At 71.5% G+C, this 18,178-nt stretch carries 17 protein-coding genes; 9 read left to right on the plus strand and 8 right to left on the minus strand.

Annotated elements, in window-relative coordinates; genetic code table 11:
* Positions 1 to 180 precede the first annotated feature (180 nt).
* Complete coding sequence (locus EV386_RS16510) at positions 181 to 1,092, plus strand: hypothetical protein (RefSeq protein WP_130416380.1); 912 nt, start codon at positions 181 to 183, stop codon at positions 1,090 to 1,092.
* Between the two features lie 4 nt (positions 1,093 to 1,096).
* Here EV386_RS16510 and EV386_RS16515 read toward each other — a convergent pair whose 3' ends face one another.
* A complete protein-coding gene (locus EV386_RS16515) occupies positions 1,097 to 1,402 on the minus strand; it encodes a hypothetical protein (RefSeq protein WP_130416381.1) in 306 nt (101 codons plus the stop codon).
* Positions 1,403 to 1,501: 99 nt separating this feature from the next.
* Between EV386_RS16515 and def the strand changes: the two genes are divergently transcribed.
* Positions 1,502 to 2,188 (plus strand): peptide deformylase, encoded by a 687-nt coding sequence (gene def, locus EV386_RS16520; protein WP_130416382.1) that lies wholly within the window; start codon positions 1,502 to 1,504, stop codon positions 2,186 to 2,188.
* A gap of 16 nt (positions 2,189 to 2,204) precedes the next feature.
* Here the strand turns inward: def and EV386_RS16525 are convergent, their stop codons facing one another.
* The 3 genes from EV386_RS16525 to EV386_RS16535 form a co-directional block, all read right to left on the minus strand.
* Positions 2,205 to 2,777 carry an alpha/beta hydrolase family protein gene (locus EV386_RS16525; RefSeq protein WP_130416383.1) on the minus strand — a complete coding sequence of 191 codons (573 nt, stop codon included), beginning with the start codon at positions 2,775 to 2,777 and terminating at the stop codon, positions 2,205 to 2,207.
* 102 nt (positions 2,778 to 2,879) lie between these two features.
* Positions 2,880 to 3,728 carry a universal stress protein gene (locus EV386_RS16530; RefSeq protein WP_242608020.1) on the minus strand — a complete coding sequence of 283 codons (849 nt, stop codon included), beginning with the start codon at positions 3,726 to 3,728 and terminating at the stop codon, positions 2,880 to 2,882.
* Between the two features lie 140 nt (positions 3,729 to 3,868).
* On the minus strand, positions 3,869 to 4,465 hold the full coding sequence (locus EV386_RS16535; protein WP_130416385.1) for a hypothetical protein: 597 nt from the start codon (positions 4,463 to 4,465) through the stop codon (positions 3,869 to 3,871).
* A gap of 237 nt (positions 4,466 to 4,702) precedes the next feature.
* On the opposite strand from EV386_RS16535, the gene EV386_RS16540 reads away from it, so the two are divergent.
* The 5 genes from EV386_RS16540 (at position 4,703) to EV386_RS16560 (ending at position 12,359) form a co-directional block, all read left to right on the plus strand.
* Positions 4,703 to 7,264, plus strand: coding sequence for an ATP-dependent Clp protease ATP-binding subunit (locus EV386_RS16540; protein ID WP_130416386.1), 2,562 nt, complete (start codon positions 4,703 to 4,705; stop codon positions 7,262 to 7,264).
* Positions 7,265 to 7,413: 149 nt separating this feature from the next.
* The gene (locus tag EV386_RS16545; protein WP_130416387.1) at positions 7,414 to 9,003 is read left to right on the plus strand and encodes a GH35 family beta-galactosidase; all 1,590 of its coding nucleotides are present in this window, start codon (positions 7,414 to 7,416) and stop codon (positions 9,001 to 9,003) included.
* Between the two features lie 110 nt (positions 9,004 to 9,113).
* On the plus strand, positions 9,114 to 10,088 hold the full coding sequence (locus EV386_RS16550; RefSeq protein ID WP_130416388.1) for a carbohydrate ABC transporter permease: 975 nt from the start codon (positions 9,114 to 9,116) through the stop codon (positions 10,086 to 10,088).
* Complete coding sequence (locus EV386_RS16555; protein WP_242608021.1) at positions 10,085 to 10,951, plus strand: carbohydrate ABC transporter permease; 867 nt, start codon at positions 10,085 to 10,087, stop codon at positions 10,949 to 10,951. Before EV386_RS16550 ends, EV386_RS16555 begins: the two co-directional genes overlap by 4 nt.
* 43 nt (positions 10,952 to 10,994) lie before the next feature.
* Entirely contained in the window at positions 10,995 to 12,359 is a 1,365-nt protein-coding gene (locus tag EV386_RS16560; RefSeq protein ID WP_130416389.1) for an ABC transporter substrate-binding protein, read from the plus strand.
* A 121-nt stretch (positions 12,360 to 12,480) separates the two neighbouring features.
* Here EV386_RS16560 and EV386_RS16565 read toward each other — a convergent pair whose 3' ends face one another.
* From EV386_RS16565 to EV386_RS16580, 4 genes are all read right to left on the minus strand, one after another.
* Positions 12,481 to 13,155 (minus strand): HAD hydrolase-like protein, encoded by a 675-nt coding sequence (locus EV386_RS16565; protein ID WP_130416390.1) that lies wholly within the window; start codon positions 13,153 to 13,155, stop codon positions 12,481 to 12,483.
* 36 nt (positions 13,156 to 13,191) lie between these two features.
* Complete coding sequence (locus tag EV386_RS16570) at positions 13,192 to 14,196, minus strand: NAD-dependent epimerase/dehydratase family protein (protein ID WP_130416391.1); 1,005 nt, start codon at positions 14,194 to 14,196, stop codon at positions 13,192 to 13,194.
* A 105-nt stretch (positions 14,197 to 14,301) separates the two neighbouring features.
* Entirely contained in the window at positions 14,302 to 14,784 is a 483-nt protein-coding gene (locus tag EV386_RS16575; protein ID WP_130416392.1) for a hypothetical protein, read from the minus strand.
* Between the two features lie 103 nt (positions 14,785 to 14,887).
* Positions 14,888 to 15,934: a LacI family DNA-binding transcriptional regulator gene (locus EV386_RS16580; RefSeq protein WP_130416393.1), complete on the minus strand. Its 1,047-nt coding sequence runs from the start codon at positions 15,932 to 15,934 to the stop codon at positions 14,888 to 14,890.
* 260 nt (positions 15,935 to 16,194) lie between these two features.
* Here EV386_RS16580 and EV386_RS16585 point away from each other — a divergent pair, with 260 nt between their 5' ends.
* Entirely contained in the window at positions 16,195 to 17,214 is a 1,020-nt protein-coding gene (locus tag EV386_RS16585; RefSeq protein ID WP_165399980.1) for an ABC transporter permease, read from the plus strand.
* Positions 17,208 to 18,140, plus strand: coding sequence for a carbohydrate ABC transporter permease (locus EV386_RS16590; RefSeq protein ID WP_423218984.1), 933 nt, complete (start codon positions 17,208 to 17,210; stop codon positions 18,138 to 18,140). The genes EV386_RS16585 and EV386_RS16590 overlap by 7 nt, the downstream gene beginning before the upstream one ends.
* Positions 18,141 to 18,178 lie beyond the last annotated feature (38 nt).

An 18,178-nucleotide genomic window follows, 5' to 3' on the forward strand; every position in this document is an offset into this window, starting at 1 on the left:
TGCCGGTCGCCCCAGGAGGCCAGCAGCCCGCCGTGGGCTGTGTGCGCCCTGTGCGGCCGCTGACGTCGCGGCGACCGCGCGACGGGCGTACCGTCACGGCGACCGGCGACGCGCCGGCCGCACGCCGGCATCGCCGCGGCGGTCCGGCGGGAGGAGTCGCGACGCCGAGAGGGGCAGCGCATGGCGGCGGACGGAGCCCACCACTGGACCGGTGACCTGCGCGCGGCGCTGCGGCGCGAGGTCGCGACGATCCGCGCGCGCGACCCCGAGGTCGACGCGGCCGACCTCGGCGCGTTCGCCTCACCCCTCCTGGTGCGCCTGACGCTCATGGCCCTGTTCGGGCTGGTGCCGCTGCTCGGCATCCGGATGGCCGACGACCGCGACGCGACCGTGTTCGGCCCGCTGCTCGCCTCGGCGGCGCTCGCGGCGATCAGCGCGACGGCGGTCGCCTGGCTGGTCGCGATCCTGCTCGCGGGGATCCTCGTGCTCGTGATGTACCGCGAGGCGCCGCGCCGGGCCTCGCGCAGCGTGAGCCACGCCGCCCGGCAGTCGTTCGAGCGCATCTCGACCTTCACCTCGACGCTCACGCTCGTCTCGCTCATCGCAGGGCTGGTGGCGCTCTCCTTCGGGCTGCCCACCCGTCGGGCGAGCGACCTGGAGACCTCGGTCCTGGAGGACCTGCTCGCCGCGCAGCTCGGCGTGCTGCTCGTGGTCCTGGCGGTGGGGTTCGTGGTCGAGGCCGAGCGCGCGGCGGCCGACGTGCTCGACGACGAGTCCCGCATCTTCGCCTGGCCGATCTCGCTGGCGCTGACCATCGTCGCGCTGTTCGTGGCGACCTCGGCCGGCCCGTTCGAGCCCACGGCCCTCATCGCGAAACTGCTGACCGAGTGGCTGCCCGCCGACGTCGGGGGGACTCCGCGCGCTGTGGCCGTGCGCGAGGCGGTGCCGTCCCACCTGCGCGGCTGGGTCGCCGTCGTGATCGTGCCGTTCGCCGTCGTGGTGTGGTTGGCCACGACGCGCACGCTCGGCGTGCTGCCGCGGTTGCGCGCCGACGTCGCCACCGCGGGCGCCGCAGCCCGACGGGAGCTGTGAGGCCCTAAGGGGTCTGGCGCGCGAGCGCCCGCGCCTCGCGCCGCCAGCCGTGAAGGGCCTCGACCAGCGCGGCGGCGTCGAGCGCGATGACCACGGCGGCCACGGCCTTGATGGCGAGGATCGCGGCCGCGACCGCGCCGTGCGTCTCGGCGAGCGGGAACAGCGCGAGCGCCGACCACAGGAACAGGCCGGTCATCATCACCAGCGCGGCGCCTGACCACGCGGCGAGCGTGCGCGCGAACTCCAGGCGCTCGCGGTGCGCCTGCGCCGTCGAGGCCTGCGAGCCCTCATAGAGCCAGGAGGTGAACATGTGGCCCATCCCACCCGACGGCGGCGCCGCGAGCGCCCGCCTGGCTCACATCGGGCGCCATCGCGTCCGACGGGCGACGCCCCGCACTACCCTCGGTGCATGCCTCGGATCTTCGGCCGCCGTCGTCCCGGCACCTACCTGCTGGGTGAGCGTGTCGACGACTACCCCGCATACGCGCCCGAGTCTCAGCGTGGGCGCGCGCTGCGCATCACCGAGATCGGCGAGCCGGTGCTGCACGCCCCGGCCCGGGCGGTCACGGAGTTCTCGACGCCGCAGCTCGCGCGGCTCATCGACGACATGTTCGCGACCATGGACGTCGCCGAGGGCGTCGGCCTCGCCGCCCCGCAGGTGGGCGTCGACCTGCGCGTGTTCGTCTACGACCTGACCGACGAGCGCGGGGACCGTCACGTGGGCGCCGTCGTCAACCCGGTGCTCGAGCAGGACCTCGACGTCGAGCCGGAGACCGAGGAGGAGGGCTGCCTGTCGGTGCCGGGGGCGTACGCGCCGCTCGCGCGGCCGGGGGCGGCGACGATCCGCGGCGTCGACCAGCACGGCGCCCCGGTGCAGCTTGAGGCCACGGGCTATCTGGCGCGGTGCTTCATCCACGAGGCCCAGCACCTGGACGGCGTCCTGTACTGGGACCACCTGACGCCCGAGCAGCAGGCCGACGCGCTGCGCCAACGCGACGAGCAGCGCGCCGACATCCTGGCCAACCGCCACGAGATCGCCGTCGAGCTGGAGAAGGACCCGCCGACGTACCCGGACCAGCCCGCGGGCGGGAGGTAGCGCCGAGGCGGCGCCGTCACTCGGTGTGGGCCAGCGTCTGGACCCACGCGGCGACCGCGGCGGCGACCTCGGCGTCCCCACCCCTGATGTCGTGGGCGCCGGGTAGTGTCACGTGCGTGACCGGCGCCGGGATGGCCGTGGTGTGCTCAGCGAGCTCCTGCGGCGTGGCGAACGGGTCGGCGTCGCCCGAGACGAACAGCACCGGCACGGTGATGCGTTCGAAGTGCTCGACGCGCAGGTTGTCGGGGCGGGCGGGCGGGTGCAGCGGGTAGCTCAGCAGCACCAGGCCCGCGGCCGGCACGCCCTCGGCGACCGCCATGGAGCACATGCGCCCGCCGTACGAGCGCCCACCCAACAGCAGGCTCCCGTTGTCCGTGCCGAGGTCGGCGGCGAAGCGCGCCGACTCGTGCCGCAGGTGCGCGACGGCGACGGGAGCCCGGTCAGGCACGCGCTTTCCGGCGAGCCGATAGGGGAAGTCGAGTCGTTCTGTGGGCAGCGGCGCCAGTGCCTGTTCGACCGCGACGAGCGTGTGGTGGTCGCGCCCGGCACCGGCGCCCGGGGTGAGCAGGAGTCCGGCGGGTGACGGCATGGCGCCAGTCTGCCCGCGCCCGCTGAACGCCGCAGGGCACCCAACGGCGCGTGCAGACGATCGACGGGTTTTGACCGGTCCGACGGCGCGAACTGACAGGCCTCAGCGCACGACGGTGACCGGACAGGCCGCGTACTCCAGCACCTGCCGGCTGACCGAGCCGAGCAGCAGGCGGTCGAACCCGCCCAGGCCGCGGGCGCCGACGACGACGCGGTCGGCCTCACGCGACGCGTCGATGAGGGCCGAGGCGGGGGACTTGTGGACCAGGGTGCGCATGAGCTGCTCGGGGGGCAGCGTGATCCCGGAGGCCTCGATCGCGTCGTCGAGCCGGTCGCTCGCGAAGCCCTCGTACTCATCGAGCGGAGGCGCCCACCCCCACGAGCCCGGCAGTGGGGCCAGGGTGGTGATCTGCCATGCGAAGACCGCCTCAAGCACTGCCCCGGTGCGGGTGGCGACCTCGGCCGCGTGTTGGAGCGCGAGCATCGACGAGCCCGAGGTGTCGACGCCGACGACGACGCGGGGCCCCTTCGCCCGCTCCTCGTCCTGCTCCTCGTCACCGACCGGTCGGGGGCGGACCACGGTCACGGGCGCCTCGGCCCGCTCGACGACCTCCGACGAGACCGAGCCGAGCACCAGGCGGCCGAACCGGCCCAGACGCCGTCGGCCGAGCACCAGCAGGTCGACGTCCTGCGCGGCGGCGAGCAGCGCCTCCGAGGGGTCACCCTCGGCGATCTGGGCGGCCGACTCGACGCTCACCCCGGTGCGGCGCGTGGCGGCGTCGAGCAGCGCGAGCAGGTCCTCGCGGCGGCGTTCGAGCAGGTCCTGGTACTCGTGGGGCTGCACGCCGCGCGGTCCGGTCCACGCCATGACGGCGGTCAGGGGCGCGTTGCGGGACGCCGCCTCGGCCAACGCCCAGTCGAGGGCGGCGTCTGCCTCCGGCGATCCGCTCACTCCGACCACGACACCGTGCATCGCCAGGGCCTCCCGTCATCGCGCGCCGCCCCGATGGGGTGACGTCCTGCGGGCAGCATAGGGGCCGCGGCGTGCGCCGCAGGAGAGGTCCGCGACGGTGCGTCGCTCACAGCGTGGGGTCAGGCGTCGTCTGCCTGGTGCAGCAGGCTGCGCACGGGGCGCATGACGATGTCGACGCGGTCGACGAGGTCGTCGGGTCCGGCGATGACGACGGCGCGGTCGCCCACCGCGACATAGACCGCCGCGACGCCGCGGACCGTCACGCGCGAGCAGGGCGCCGCGGCCCCGCCCACCAGGTAGGTGGCGTGCATGAGCGGCACCTCGTCGACGGCCTCGACGACGGCGCGCATCGCGCTGCGGTAGTCGTCGAACGCCTCGGCGAAGTCGGGCGCGACCTGGTCGGTGTCGGGGTCGGCGTGCAACGGCGCGGCGAGGGCGCCCGAGGCGGCGGCCCGCACGACGTCGTCGATGACGTCCATCGGGCACGGGTCGTGCAGCGTCTCGACCTCGAGCGCCTCGCCCGCGAAGGTGCGATAGGCGCGCAAGAAGCGCTGCGAGGTGGGATCGTCGGGGCGCTCGTCGCCCGTGACGGTCTCCTCCTCCAGGTCGAGTCCCCAGGTCAGCGGGTCGTCGATCTCGGCGACCACCCCGGGGAAGCGCGCGAAGCGCGCGACCAGCTGCTCCCACGACCGCCCTGACTGCCGTCGTTCCTCCATGGGGTACCCCCTCGGCTCGCGCCTGGGGTGCCTGGGTGGCACCTGTTGTCGAGACTGCACCGCGTCCGGGAGGTTGTCCATTGAGCGCGCCGCCTGTCGCCCGGCGTGCGCGCGTCGGGTGTTCGCCGGCGCCGCGGGGGACCAGTGATCACGCCGCTGGCGAACATGGGCAGAACTTCGGGGGGCGCCCCGTTGCGAGGCAATAGAGTCGTCGCAGGCCCGCGTGAGGAGCAGCCCATGTTCGAACGTTTTACCGACCGTGCCCGTCGGGTGGTCGTCCTCGCCCAGGAAGAGGCGCGGATGCTCAACCACAACTACATCGGCACCGAGCACATCCTGCTCGGCCTCATCCACGAGGGTGAGGGAGTCGCCGCCAAGGCTCTGGAGTCGTTGGGCATCTCGCTCGACGGCGTGCGCACCCAGGTGACCGAGATCATCGGTGAGGGCCAGCAGGCTCCGAGCGGGCACATCCCGTTCACGCCCCGCGCCAAGAAGGTGCTCGAGCTGTCGCTGCGCGAGGCGCTGCAGCTGGGCCACAACTACATCGGCACCGAGCACATCCTGCTCGGCCTCATCCGCGAGGGTGAGGGTGTGGCCGCCCAGGTGCTGACCAAGATGGGCGCCGACCTCAACAAGGTGCGCCAGCAGGTCATCCAGCTGCTGTCGGGCTACCAGGGCAAGGAGCCGGTCGCCGCCGGCGGCCCGCAGGAGGGCCAGCCCTCGGGCTCGGCCGTGCTCGACCAGTTCGGCCGCAACCTCACGCAGGCCGCGCGCGAGGGCAAGCTCGACCCGGTCATCGGCCGCTCGAAGGAGATCGAGCGCGTCATGCAGGTGCTCAGCCGCCGCACCAAGAACAACCCGGTGCTGATCGGCGAGCCCGGCGTCGGCAAGACCGCCGTCGTCGAGGGCCTGGCGCAGGACATCGTGCGCGGGGACGTGCCCGAGACGCTCAAGGACAAGCAGCTCTACACGCTCGACCTGGGCGCCCTGGTGGCCGGCTCGCGCTACCGCGGTGACTTCGAGGAGCGCCTGAAGAAGGTGCTCAAGGAGATCCGCACGCGCGGCGACATCATCCTGTTCATCGACGAGATCCACACCCTGGTGGGCGCGGGCGCCGCCGAGGGCGCGATCGACGCCGCCTCGATCCTCAAGCCCATGCTGGCCCGCGGCGAGCTGCAGACCATCGGCGCGACCACGCTCGACGAGTACCGCAAGTACGTCGAGAAGGACCCGGCCCTGGAGCGGCGCTTCCAGCCCATCCAGGTCGCCGAGCCGTCGCTGCAGCACGCCATCGAGATCCTCAAGGGCCTGCGCGACCGGTACGAGGCGCACCACCGCGTGTCCATCACGGACGGCGCGCTGGTCACGGCCGCCACGCTGGCCGACCGGTACATCAACGACCGGTTCCTGCCGGACAAGGCGATCGACCTGATCGACGAGGCGGGCGCGCGCCTGCGCATCCGCCGCATGACGGCCCCGCCCGAGCTCAAGGTGCTCGACGAGGAGATCGCCGAGGCGCGCCGCGAGAAGGAGTCCGCGATCGACGAGCAGGACTTCGAGAAGGCCGCGGGCCTGCGCGACAAGGAGAAGCAGCTCACCGCCAAGCGCGCCGACCGTGAGCGGGCGTGGCGCTCGGGCGACCTCGACACGGTCGCCACGGTCGACGAGGAGCTCGTCGCCGAGGTGCTGGCCATGTCGACCGGCATCCCGGTCGTCAAGCTCACCGAGGAGGAGTCCAGCCGCCTGCTGCACATGGAGGAGGAGCTGCACAAGCGCGTCGTCGGCCAGGAGGCTGCGATCAAGGCGCTGTCGCAGGCCATCCGCCGCACGCGCGCGGGCCTCAAGGACCCCAAGCGCCCCGGTGGCTCGTTCATCTTCGCCGGCCCCACCGGCGTCGGGAAGACCGAGCTGGCCAAGGCGCTCGCCGAGTTCCTGTTCGGCGACGAGGACGCGCTCATCCAGCTCGACATGTCGGAGTTCAGCGAGAAGCACACCGTCTCGCGCCTGTTCGGCTCCCCGCCCGGGTACGTCGGGTACGACGAGGGTGGCCAGCTCACCGAGAAGGTGCGCCGCCGTCCGTTCTCGGTCGTGCTGTTCGACGAGGTCGAGAAGGCCCACGCCGACATCTTCAACTCGCTGCTGCAGGTGCTTGAGGACGGCCGCCTGACCGACTCGCAGGGTCGCGTGGTGGACTTCAAGAACACCGTGATCATCATGACCACGAACCTCGGCACGCGGGACATCGCCAAGGGCGTCCAGACCGGCTTCCAGGCCGGCGGCGACCTGGTGACCTCCTACGAGCGCATGAAGGCCAAGGTCAACGAGGAGCTCAAGCAGCACTTCCGGCCCGAGTTCCTCAACCGCGTCGATGACGTGGTGGTGTTCCCGCAGCTGACCCAGAAGGAGATCGTCGAGATCGTCGACCTCGAGATCGCCAAGCTGGACCGGCGCCTGCGCGACAAGGACATGGCCATCGAGCTCACCTCCGCGGCCAAGAACCTGCTCGCGGAGAAGGGCTACGACCCGGTGCTCGGGGCGCGTCCGCTCAAGCGGGCGATCCAGCGCGAGATCGAGGACACGCTCTCGGAGAAGATCCTGTTCGGCGACCTCAAGCCGGGCGAGAAGATCGTCGTCGACGGCCAGGGCGAGGGCATCCTCGGGGAGTTCACCTTCCGCGGCGAGCCCAAGCCGGCCGGCAAGGAGCCCGTCACGGTCGGCGCGCCGTCGGGCACCGACGTCGCCCGCTCGAGCGGCAGCGACCTGCCGCCGTCAGGTGAGCTCTCGGCCGCCGCCGACTGACACGCCATTCAGACCACCCACCCCGGTGGTTGAGCCGGTCGAAACCCGCCCCGCTGGTTTCGACAGGCTCAACCGCCGGGGTGGTGGTGGTTTCGGCGGGCTCAACCGTCGGGGTGGTGGGACACGGCGGCGGCGTAGGATCACCAGCCGTGACGTCCCTGCCCCGCCTGGAGCGCTCGGGCTCCGCCACGCTCCTGATGGTCGACGACGCGCCGTTCCTGATCCGGGGCGGTGAGCTCGGCAACTCCAGCGCCGAGCGCGCCTACCTCGACCCGTTCTGGCCGGGGCTGAAGGCCATGGGCCTCAACACCGTCGTCGCGCCCGTGACGTGGGAGGCGATCGAGCCCGCGGAGGGCGCGTTCGACTGGACCACGCTCGACGACCTGCTCGCGGACGCCCGCGCGCACGGCATGCGGCTGGTGCTGCTGTGGTTCGGGAGCTGGAAGAACTCGATGTCGTGCTACGCGCCCGGCTGGGTCAAGGCCGACGTCGCCCGGTTCCCGCGGGCTCGCGGCGCGCGTGGCGAGCCGCTGGAGATCCTGACGCCGTTCGCGGACGCCAACCGTGACGCCGACGCGCGCGCGTTCGCCGCGCTCATGCGCCGCCTGCGTGACGTCGACCCTGAGCACACCGTCGTGATGGTCCAGGTCGAGAACGAGATCGGCATGATCCCCGAGGCGCGCGACCACGCGCCGCAGGCCGGCGAGGCGTTCGCCGGGCCCGTGCCCGCCGCGCTGCTCGACCACTTCGCCGCGCACCGCGACACGCTCGGCACGGACCTGCTCACGCGGTGGACGGCGGCCGGGGCGCGCACGTCGGGCACGTGGACCGAGGTGTTCGGCCAGGGCCCGGCGACCGAGGAGGTCTTCCAGGCGTGGGCGTTCGCGCGGTACGTCGACGCCGTCGCCGCGGCCGGCAAGGCCGAGCTCGCGCTGCCGATGTACACCAACGCCGCCCTCATCCGTCCAGGGGCGCAGCCGGGGCAGTACCCGAGCGCAGGCCCGCTGCCGCACCTGGCCGACGTCTGGCGTGCGGGCGCCCCCACGCTCGACTTCCTCGCTCCCGACATCTACTTCCCCCACTTCGCGCGCTGGGCCGACGCGTACGTCGCCAGCGGCAACCCGCTGTTCGTGCCCGAGGCCCTGCGCAGCGCCGACGCCGCCGCCAACGCCCTGTACGCGTTCGGGCGCCACGGCGCGCTCGGGTTCTCACCGTTCGGCGTCGAGTCGGTCGAGGAGCCCGCGCGCACGATGCTCGCCGGGGCGTACGACGTCGTCGCGCAGCTGGCGCCGCTCATCACCGCGCACGCCGGCGACGGGGCGATGACGGGCCTGCTGCCGCCCGCGGACGACCTGCGCGCCCCGCACCGCGTGCGCCTCGACGACCTCGTGCTGGAGGCGACCTACGAGCGTGTCCCCGCGCCGTCGCTCGCCGACGGCGTCATCAACGAGTCGGGCCAGGCGGCGGGGACCACGCGGCTGCCCGCGGCGGCCATCGTCATCCGCACCGGCCCCGACGAGCTCGTCGTCGCGGGCCTCGGCGTGACGCTGACGTTCGCCGCCGTCGAGCCGGGCGGCGACGTCGTCGGCATCCTCGCGTGCGAGGAGGGGCGCTTCGCGGACGGCGAGTGGCGCCGGCTGCGGCGGCTCAACGGCGACCAGACCCACCAGGGCCGCCACGTGCGCCTGGAGCCGGGGCGGTTCGCGGTCCAGCGCGTGCGGCTGTACCGCTACCGCTGAGCGGCTTCGCAGGACGGCCACCTGCGCGTCCGTCAGAACTTGGTCGAGTGTTCACCCGCGCGTCGCCCTGACGCCACGCCACGTCATCCGCGGTCCCTAGCGTCGGGGACATGGCGTCAGGAACTGCGACCGCCGGGCGCGTCGAGACCCCCTGGGCCGTGGGCCGGCACGCCCCGAGCGTGCGGCGCACGGGCCTGCGGGCACTGTGGCACAGCCCCCGCCGCAGAAAGGACCTGTGGGCGTTCCTGCTGCTCGCCGGCCCGAACGTCGCGCTGATCGTCGCGTTCTGCTGGCGGCCCGTCGTGCTCAACCTCCAGTACGCGACGCTCGACTGGACGCTCGGCAACCAGACGGCGAGGTTCGTCGGGCTGCGCAACTTCGTCGAGTTCCTCACGGGCGAGGGTGGGCGCGTGCTGTGGACGACGCTGCTGTTCACCGTGTTCACGGTGGGCGGGTCGATGGTGCTGGGCCTGCTGCTCGCGCTCGTGCTCAACCGCCGCCTGGTCGGGACGACGTTCGCGCGCAGCGCCGTGTTCGCGCCCTTCGTGCTCTCAGGCGTGGGCGTCGGGCTCGTGTGGGTGTTCATCTTCGACCCGACGGTCGGTGTGCTGTCCAACGTGATGGGCAGGCTCCACGTCACGATGCCGCAGTGGTTCCTGCAGCCGGGGCCCGCGCTCGCCATGGTCTGCCTCGTGTTCGTGTGGAAGAACCTGGGCTACTGCGCGGTCATCTACCTCGCGGGCCTGCAGTCGGTGCCCGGCGACGTGCTGGAGGCCGCGGCGCTCGACGGCGCGGGCGCGGCGCGCCGGTTCTGGCGGATCACCCTGCCGCTGTTGTCGCCCGTGACGTTCTTCCTGCTGATCACGACGATCCTCAGCTCGCTTCAGGCCTTCGACCTCATCCGGATCATGACGCCGCTCAACCCGGGCACGACGACGCTCATGTACGACGTCTACCTGCAGGCCTTTGGCGGGTACAACCGCGGCGGCTACTCGGCGGCCCTGGCGACCATCCTGTTCGCGATCCTCGTCGTGGTCACCGTGGCGCAGGTCCGGTTCCTCGGAAGGCGGGTGCACTACGCGTGAGCGCGCTCACCGTCGCAGGCCCGCGCCCGACGCGCGCCCGCCGCCTCCTGTCCGACGTCGTCGGCGGCTACCTGCCCCTCGTGCTCGCGACGCTCATCGTCGCGCTGCCGCTGGTGTGGATGGTCATCGGCTCGCTCAAGACGCCCGGCGAGGTCGTCACGCAGCGCCTGATCCTGCTCCCGTCGCACCCGACGCTCGACGCCTACACGCGGGCCTCGGACCAGATCGACTTCCGGCAGCTGTTCGTGAACTCGGCCATCGTCACCGTCGTCGGCTCGACCATCAAGGTGCTGCTCGCGCTCACGACGGCGTACGCCCTGGTGTTCGTGCAGTTCCCGCTCAAACGGGTCATCTTCGCGGTCATCCTCGTCGCGCTGATGGTGCCCGCGCAGGTCTCGCTCATCCCCAACTACACGCTCATCGCGGCGCTCGGGGGAGTCAACACCTACTGGGGCATCATCCTGCCGGGCCTCGGCACCGCGTTCGGCACGTTCCTCATGCGCCAACAGTTCCTCTCCCTGCCGGCCGAGATCGTCGAGGCCGCCGAGATGGACGGCGCGGGGCACCTGGTCCGGCTGTTCCGGGTCATCGTCCCGATCACCACGCCGACGATCGCGACCGTCGCGCTCGTGACCGTGGTGAACGAGTGGAACGACTACCTGTGGCCGCTGGTCGTGACGAACTCGGCCCACATGATGACGCTCCCCGTGGGCCTGACCCTCCTGCGCAACAGCGAGGGAGACGTCAGCGCCTACCCCGTGCTCATGGCCGGCGCCGTCGTGGTCATCGTGCCCGTCCTGATCCTGTTCGCCTTCCTCCAGCGCTACATCGTCGCCGGCCTGACCCAGGGCGCGGTGCGGTAGCGCGCCCCTGTTCGGCTCCACCCCTCCGAAAGGACGAACCTCCATGAAGCGACCTCGCCCCTCCCTCGTCGCGGCCGCGGCCGTGATCGCCTCGCTCGCGCTGACCGCATGCTCGGGCCCGTCCGTGGCGTCGGGCTCCGACGACGCCTCGGGCGCACCCGCGGCGGCCGCGGGCGGCCCGGACTTCGACGGGGTGACCCCGGCGAAAAAGATCACGTTCTGGTCCTCGAACCCCGGCGGCTCGGGCGACGTGACGCAGGAGATCATCGACGCGTTCACGGCCCAGACGGGCATCGAGGTCGAGCTGGTGCCCGCCGCGAACTATGAGGACGTCGCCCAGAAGTTCCAGGCCGCGCAGGCCGGCGGCTCCCTGCCCGACGTGCTCACGCTCTCGGACGTCTGGTGGTTCCGCTACTACCTCAACGACCAGATCATCCCGCTGGGCGACGCGCTCCAGGCGGCCGAGGTCGACACCGACGACTACCTGCCGGTCTTCTACGGCGACTACCAGTACGCCGGCGAGCAGTGGGCCGTGCCGTTCGCCCGCTCGACGCCGCTGTTCTACTACAACAAGGCGCAGTGGGAGGCCGCGGGGCTTCCCGACCGCGGCCCGCAGACCTGGCAGGAGTTCGCCGAGTGGGCGCCGAAGCTGGCCGCCGTCAACGGCGGCAAGCCCGCGTTCGAGTGGCCCGACATCGCCGGGTACGCGGGCTGGATCGCCCAGGACCTGCTGTGGGGCTGGGGCGGGTCGTGGTCGGCCAAGGACTCGTTCGACATCACGGCGGACTCCGACGCGTCGGTCGAGGCGCTGCAGTTCCTGCAGGACTCGATCGACAAGGAGGGGTGGGCGGCCCAGGCCGCCAAGGACGCGGGCGCCGACCTCGCCGCGGGGGGCACGTCCGCGACGATCGCGTCCTCGGGCTCGTTCGCGGGCATCCAGAAGACGCTCGACTCGGCGGGCAACCCGTTCGAGCTCGGCGCCGCGCCGCTGCCCGGCGGGCCTGCCGCGACCACGGGCGTCAGCCCCACGGGCGGCACCGGTGTCGCCATCCCGAAGGGCATCCCGGTCGAGAACCAGCTCGCGGCCGCCGAGTTCATCGCGTTCCTCACCAACCCCGAGAACACCGTGAAGTTCTCGGCCGCCACGGGGTACATCCCCGTCGACACGTCGGCGGACACGACGGCGCTGCGCAAGGCCGCCCCCATCATCGGCGTCGCCATCGACCAGGCGGGCCAGACCCGCTCGCAGGACTGGGCGCGCGTGTTCCTGCCCGGCGGTGACCAGGCGATGAACGCCGCGATCCAGTCGATCGCGACGCAGAAGGCGCCCGTCAAGGACACGATGGCGGACCTGAGGAGCACGCTCGAGCAGATCTACTCCTCGCAGGTCGAGCCCCACCTGAAGTGAGGCCCAGGTAGCCGGGGTTTCGACAGGCTCAACCAGCGTCCGGTGGTTGAGCCTGTCGAAACCCGCTGCCGGTGGTGGAGCCCGGTGGTGGAGCCCGGTGGTTGAGCCTGTCGAAACCCCGCTACGCGCCGAGCCCGAGCAGGCTCAGCGCCCGCGCCGCCAGGTCGGCGACGTCGTCGACCACGGCGACGGCCCCCGCGGCCTCCAGCTCGCCGTCGGCCGCATAGCCCCAGCGCACGCCGAGGCAGTCGATGCCGTGCTCGCGGGCGCCGACGACGTCGTGCTCACGGTCGCCGACCATGAGCACGGGGCCGTCGAGCAGGGGGCCGTCGCCCGCGCGACGGTCCAGCGTGGCCAGCGCCCGGGCGATGACGTCGGCCTTGGTGCCCTGCTCGTCGAGCGGGGCGCCGAAGACGCCGTCGACCAGCGGCGCGAGGCCGAACCGCTCGACGATCGGGACGGCGAAGACCTCGGGCTTGGACGTCGCGACGACCAGCGCGCAGCCCGCCTCGCGCAGGCGGGCGAGCTGCGCGGGGACGCCGGCGAACACCGTGGCGTCCCACATGCCCGTCGCCGCGAAGTCCTCGCGGTAGACGCGGATGGCCTCCGCGAGCCGCTCGGGCGGCACGCCGTGCGCCGGGAACGACGTCGTGATGGGCGGGCCGACGAACGAGCGCAGCGCCCGGTCGTCGGGCGCCGGCAGGCCGAGCGTGCGGAATGCGTGCGCCACGGACGTGGTGATGCCGGGCGCCGAGTCCATCAAGGTGCCGTCAAGGTCGAGCAGGACGAGGGTCACCCGAGCACCCTACGTGCGCCGTGCGCGCACCCCGCGTCACAAGGACCGGGCGTGCGCCACCAGGCGGTCGAACGCGGCGTCCTGCGCGGCATCGACCTGCTGCGCCTGCGGGTGCGCGTCGTACCACGCGACCTGCTCGAACGCGGCCTCGTCGTAGGTGATCGTGGTGGCGAACTCGGGCACGAGCGCACGCACCTTCGCGCAGTCGAACACCATCGAGTGCGCCTTGTCGCCCAGCAGCCCCGCGGCGTCCTCGGGCAGCACGCGCGCGATCGTCTCGCTCGCGACGTGCACGAGCTCGGGCTCGCGCACCCCGGCGGCCGCGGCCAGCCACGTGTAGATCTGGTTCCACGTCGGGGCGTGCGTGCCCATGATCTGGAAGGTGTCGCCGACTGCGAGCGGGTTGCCGAGCAGCCCCACGAACCCGACGGCGAAGTCCCGCGTGTGCGTCAGCGTCCACTGCGTCGTGCCGTCGCCGTGCACGACGACGGGCTTGCCGGCGCGCATCCGGGCGACGTCGGTCCAGGCGCCCGTGGTGGGGATGAGCGTGCGGTCGTAGGTGTGCGAGGGGCGCACGATCGTGGCGGGGAAGCCGTGCTCGCGCAGCGCGCGCACCAGCACGTCCTCGCCCGCGATCTTGTCGCGCGAGTACTGCCAGAACGGGTTGACCAGCGGCGTCGACTCCGTGACCGGCATGCGCGCGGGCGGCTTCTGGTAGGCCGAGGCGCTGGAGATGAACACGTACTGGCCGGTGCGTCCCGTAAAGCGCGCGACGTCGCGCGCGACATGGTCGGGGGTGAAGGCGCGGAACTGCGCGACGACGTCGAACTCGCGGCCGGCCAGGGCGGCGTCGACGGCGTCGTGGTCGGTCGCGTCGGCGACGAGCGTCTCGATGCCGTCGGGCAGGGGGCGCTGGGACGAGCGGCCGCGGTTGAGCACCGTCACGCGGTGGCCGCGCTCGACGGCGCGGGCGACGCTGGCGTGGCTGATGACGCCGCTGCCGCCGATGAACAGGATCGACTGGGGGTTGCACGTGGTCATGCGTCCATCCTCGCCCGCCCGCGCGCAGACCGTCGCGCAATCCGTCCGACAACGACAAGACTCCCCGTCGGCCGGGCCGACGGGGAGTCTTGGTGTGCCGACGCGTCAGCGCTGCTTGAGCGGGCGGCGGCGGAAGAGCAGGTAGGCGACGACCGTGATGCTCGCGAGCGAGGACAGGGCGACGCCGATCATGAGCACCGGGCCGAGGTCGGGGCCGGCGTTGATCTGGGCGATCTCGACGTCCTCGGAGATCGGGTTGATGCCCGAGTCGACCTCGGAGATGGGCTCGATGTCGGCGGTGGTCGGCATCTCGTCGGAGCGCGCCATGTCGGCGGGCGCGTCCGGGAGACCCGGGTCGCTCGTCTCGCCCTCGACCGTCAGGACGTCCTCGGACAAGGGCTGGATGTAGGGCGAGCGCGTGCCCTCGGGCACGACGGGATCGACCTCGTTGCCGTGCTCGTCGAGGAACACGGTCGACTGGACTGCGGCTGCCGGCTGGGCCGTGGCGACCGCACCGACAACGGGTACGACCGCGACGAGGCCCGCAAGCACGGCGGCGCCGATGCGGGGATAGATGCGGTTCTTCATGGCCCCCAAGGTACGGGACGTGAATGATCGTTGACCGTTCCCGGTAGCCTCCCGTGGCGCGCAGCGAACCAATCCTTTACCAACTGGTATGCGGGTCGCGCCCCTACGCGGGTGGCGCGGTCGACTCGCGGACCACGAGCTCGGTGGTGAGGTTGATGCGCAGGGACTGCGGGCTGCGCTCCTCGACCAGGTCGATCAGCATGCGCGTGGCCAGCGCGCCCATCTCCATCAGGGGCTGGCGCACGGTCGTGAGCGCCGGGGTGGCCCACTCGGCGAGGGACAGGTCGTCGTAGCCCACGACCGACACGTCGCGCGGCACGCTCAGGCCGAGCTCGTGGGCGGCGCGCAGCACGCCCAGGGCCTGCATGTCGGACCCGGCGAACACCGCCGTCGGGCGGTCGGGGCGCGACAGCAACTCGCGCCCGGCGCGGTAGCCCGTCTCGACGTAGAAGTTGCCGGGCAGGATGAGCGAGTCGTCGACGGCGACGCCGGCCTCGGCGTGCGCGCTGCGGAACCCGTCGAGGCGGGCGCGCGAGCACAGCATGTCGGTGGGGCCGCTCACCGCGGCGATGCGGCGGTGTCCGAGGGCGAGCAGGTGGCGCGTGGCCGCCAGGCCGCCGTTCCAGTTGTCGGATCCGACCGTCGGCACGTCCTTGGGCGGCTCGCCGTCGGTGTCGATGACGACGAACGGGATCGAGCGGCGTGCGAGCACGCGCTGCTGGGCGGGCGCCAGGCGTGAGGCGACCATGAGCACGCCGACCGGCGGGCGCAGGAGGGTGGCGTCGAGCCAGGCCTGGGGTGGGCGGTGCTGGCCGCCGAGCTCGGACAGGATGACGCTCATGTGGTGCGCGGCGGCGGCGTCCTCGACCCCGCGGATGATCTCCATCGACCAGGCGGAGCCGAGCCGGTGGAAGACGAGGTCGACCAGGCCGCTGCCCTCGGGGGGAGGCGCGGCCTTGCGACGCTGGTAGTGGTGTCGCTCCAGCGCGGCCTCGACCCGGGAGCGGGTGGTGGCGGCGACGTCGGCGCGGCCGTTGAGCACCTTGGAGACGGTCGGGACGGAGACGCCGACCTCCTGGGCGATCTGAGCGATCGTGGGGGCGGCGCGTCCCGAGGCGTGCTCGGTCTGCTCTGCGCTGGGTGACGACATCGTCCCTTTCCTGCCGGGTTGGCGGGTCTTCGCAAGTTTCTGACCGCGACCCTACACCTGGGCTCCCGGACCCTGGGCGGAGAGGGTCATGACACCCCGCTTTGCAATCGTTATCACGCCGTGACCGGCCAAACTGCGCCACCTGTTGACGCGTGTTCGGCCGCGCGCCTATCGTCCTGACTCGCAAGCAATCGGAAAGTTCCTCGCAACTTTCGGAGTTCTACAGGGTCACGTCGCCGTGACCAGGGCTGGAGTGCGAAGTGGCGCGTCAGAACGAGGTGGTCGACCTCGTGCCGTCGACGGTGGGGTCGGGGTCCAGCCTCGCGCCCGCCGGAGGCTGGCCGATCGACCACCGGGTGGAGCAAAAGCTCCACCGCAAGGACTCGTGGGGCGTGGCCCTGCGCAAGGACTGGCGGATCTACACGTTCGTCGTGCTGCCGATCCTCTTCCTCGTCGTCTTCCGGTACGTGCCGATGTTCGGCAACATCATCGCGTTCCGGCGCTACCGGCCGGGCGGGAGCCCCATCGGCGACGAGTGGGTCGGCTTCCAGTACTTCGACCTGTTCATCCACAACCCGCAGTTCTGGACGGTGTTCTGGAACACCGTGATCCTGGGCGGCCTGTGGCTGATCATCGGCTTCCCGCTGCCGATCATCCTCGCGCTCATGCTCAACGAGCTGCGCTCGCGCAAGCTCAAGCGCACCGTCCAGACCATCTCCTACCTGCCGCACTTCCTGTCGATCGTCATCGTGGCCGGCATCGTGTTCCAGCTCGTCTCGGTCGAGGGCACGGTCAACCAGATCCTCGGCTGGTTCGGGGCCGACCCGATCCCGTTCATGCAGCGACCCGAGTTCTTCCGGGCCATCTACATCCTGTCGGAGGCATGGCAGACGGTGGGCTGGGGCACGATCCTCTACCTCGCCGCGCTGACCACGATCGACGACCAGCTCTACGAGGCCGCACGCATCGACGGCGCCAACCGGTGGAAGCAGACCTGGCACGTCACGCTGCCGGGCATCCGCCCCACGATCGTCGTCCTGTTGATCCTCAACATCGGCACCTTCATGGCCGTCGGGTTCGAGAAGGTCCTGCTGCTGCAGAACCCGCTCATCTACTCGACCGCCGACGTGCTCAACACCTACCTGTACCGCGTCGGCATCCAGACGGGTCAGTTCTCCTACGCCACGGCGATCGGCTTGTTCGAGTCGCTGATCGGCCTCGTCCTCGTCCTCTCCGCGAACTTCACGTCGCGCAAGCTGGTGGGAGCCTCGCTGTGGTGACCGACCTCGACGCCGCCCCGGACATCGCACGCGTCCGCACCTCGCTCACCCAGATCAAGGACACCCGCGGCACCCGCGTCTTCCGCGTGGTCAACGGCGTCATCCTCGCGATCGTCTGCGTGCTGATGCTGTACCCGTTCCTCAACATCGTCGCCAAGGCGTTCTCGGCCGAGAGCTACATCGCGGCCGGCCAGGTCAATGTGATTCCGCGCGGGTTCAACCTCACGACCTTCAACGCGGTCATGAGCGACGCGATGTTCTGGACCAACTACAAGAACACCGTGGTCTACACCGTCGTCGGCACGGTCATCGCCATGCTCCTGACGACGACATTCGCGTACGCGCTCAGCCGCAAGCACCTGCGCGGGCGCAACGGGTTCATCGGCATCGCCGTCTTCACCATGTTCTTCAGCGGCGGCCTGATCCCGAACTACATCCTCGTCGCGCAGTGGCTGCACATGCGCAACACCCTCTGGGCCATCGTGCTGCCGGGCGCCATCTCGGTGTTCAACCTGCTCGTGATGAAGTCGTTCTTCGACGGCTTCCCCTCCGAGCTGGAGGAGGCGGCGGCGCTCGACGGCATGTCGACCTACGGGGTCTTCTTCCGGATCGTGCTGCCGCTGTCCAAGGCCATCCTCGCGACGATGACCCTCTTCTACGCGGTCACCCAGTGGAACTCGTGGTTCAGCGCGTTCCTGTACCTCGATCAGAAGAGCTTGTTCCCCGTGATGATGTACCTGCGCAACCTCATCGCGGCCGCCTCGGGAAGCACCGAGGTCACGGGTGACATGCAGGACGCCGTGCAGATCGGCGCGAACATCCAGTCCGTCACGATGCTGCTCACGGTGCTCCCGATCATCTGCGTCTACCCGTTCATCCAGAAGTACTTCGTCTCCGGAGTCATGCTCGGCTCGGTCAAGGGCTGACGGACGAAGCACCCCGGGCGATCCGCCCACGTCGGACA

The organism is Xylanimonas ulmi (genome assembly GCF_004216535.1).
GTDB classification, from domain to species: Bacteria; Actinomycetota; Actinomycetes; order Actinomycetales; family Cellulomonadaceae; genus Xylanimonas; species Xylanimonas ulmi.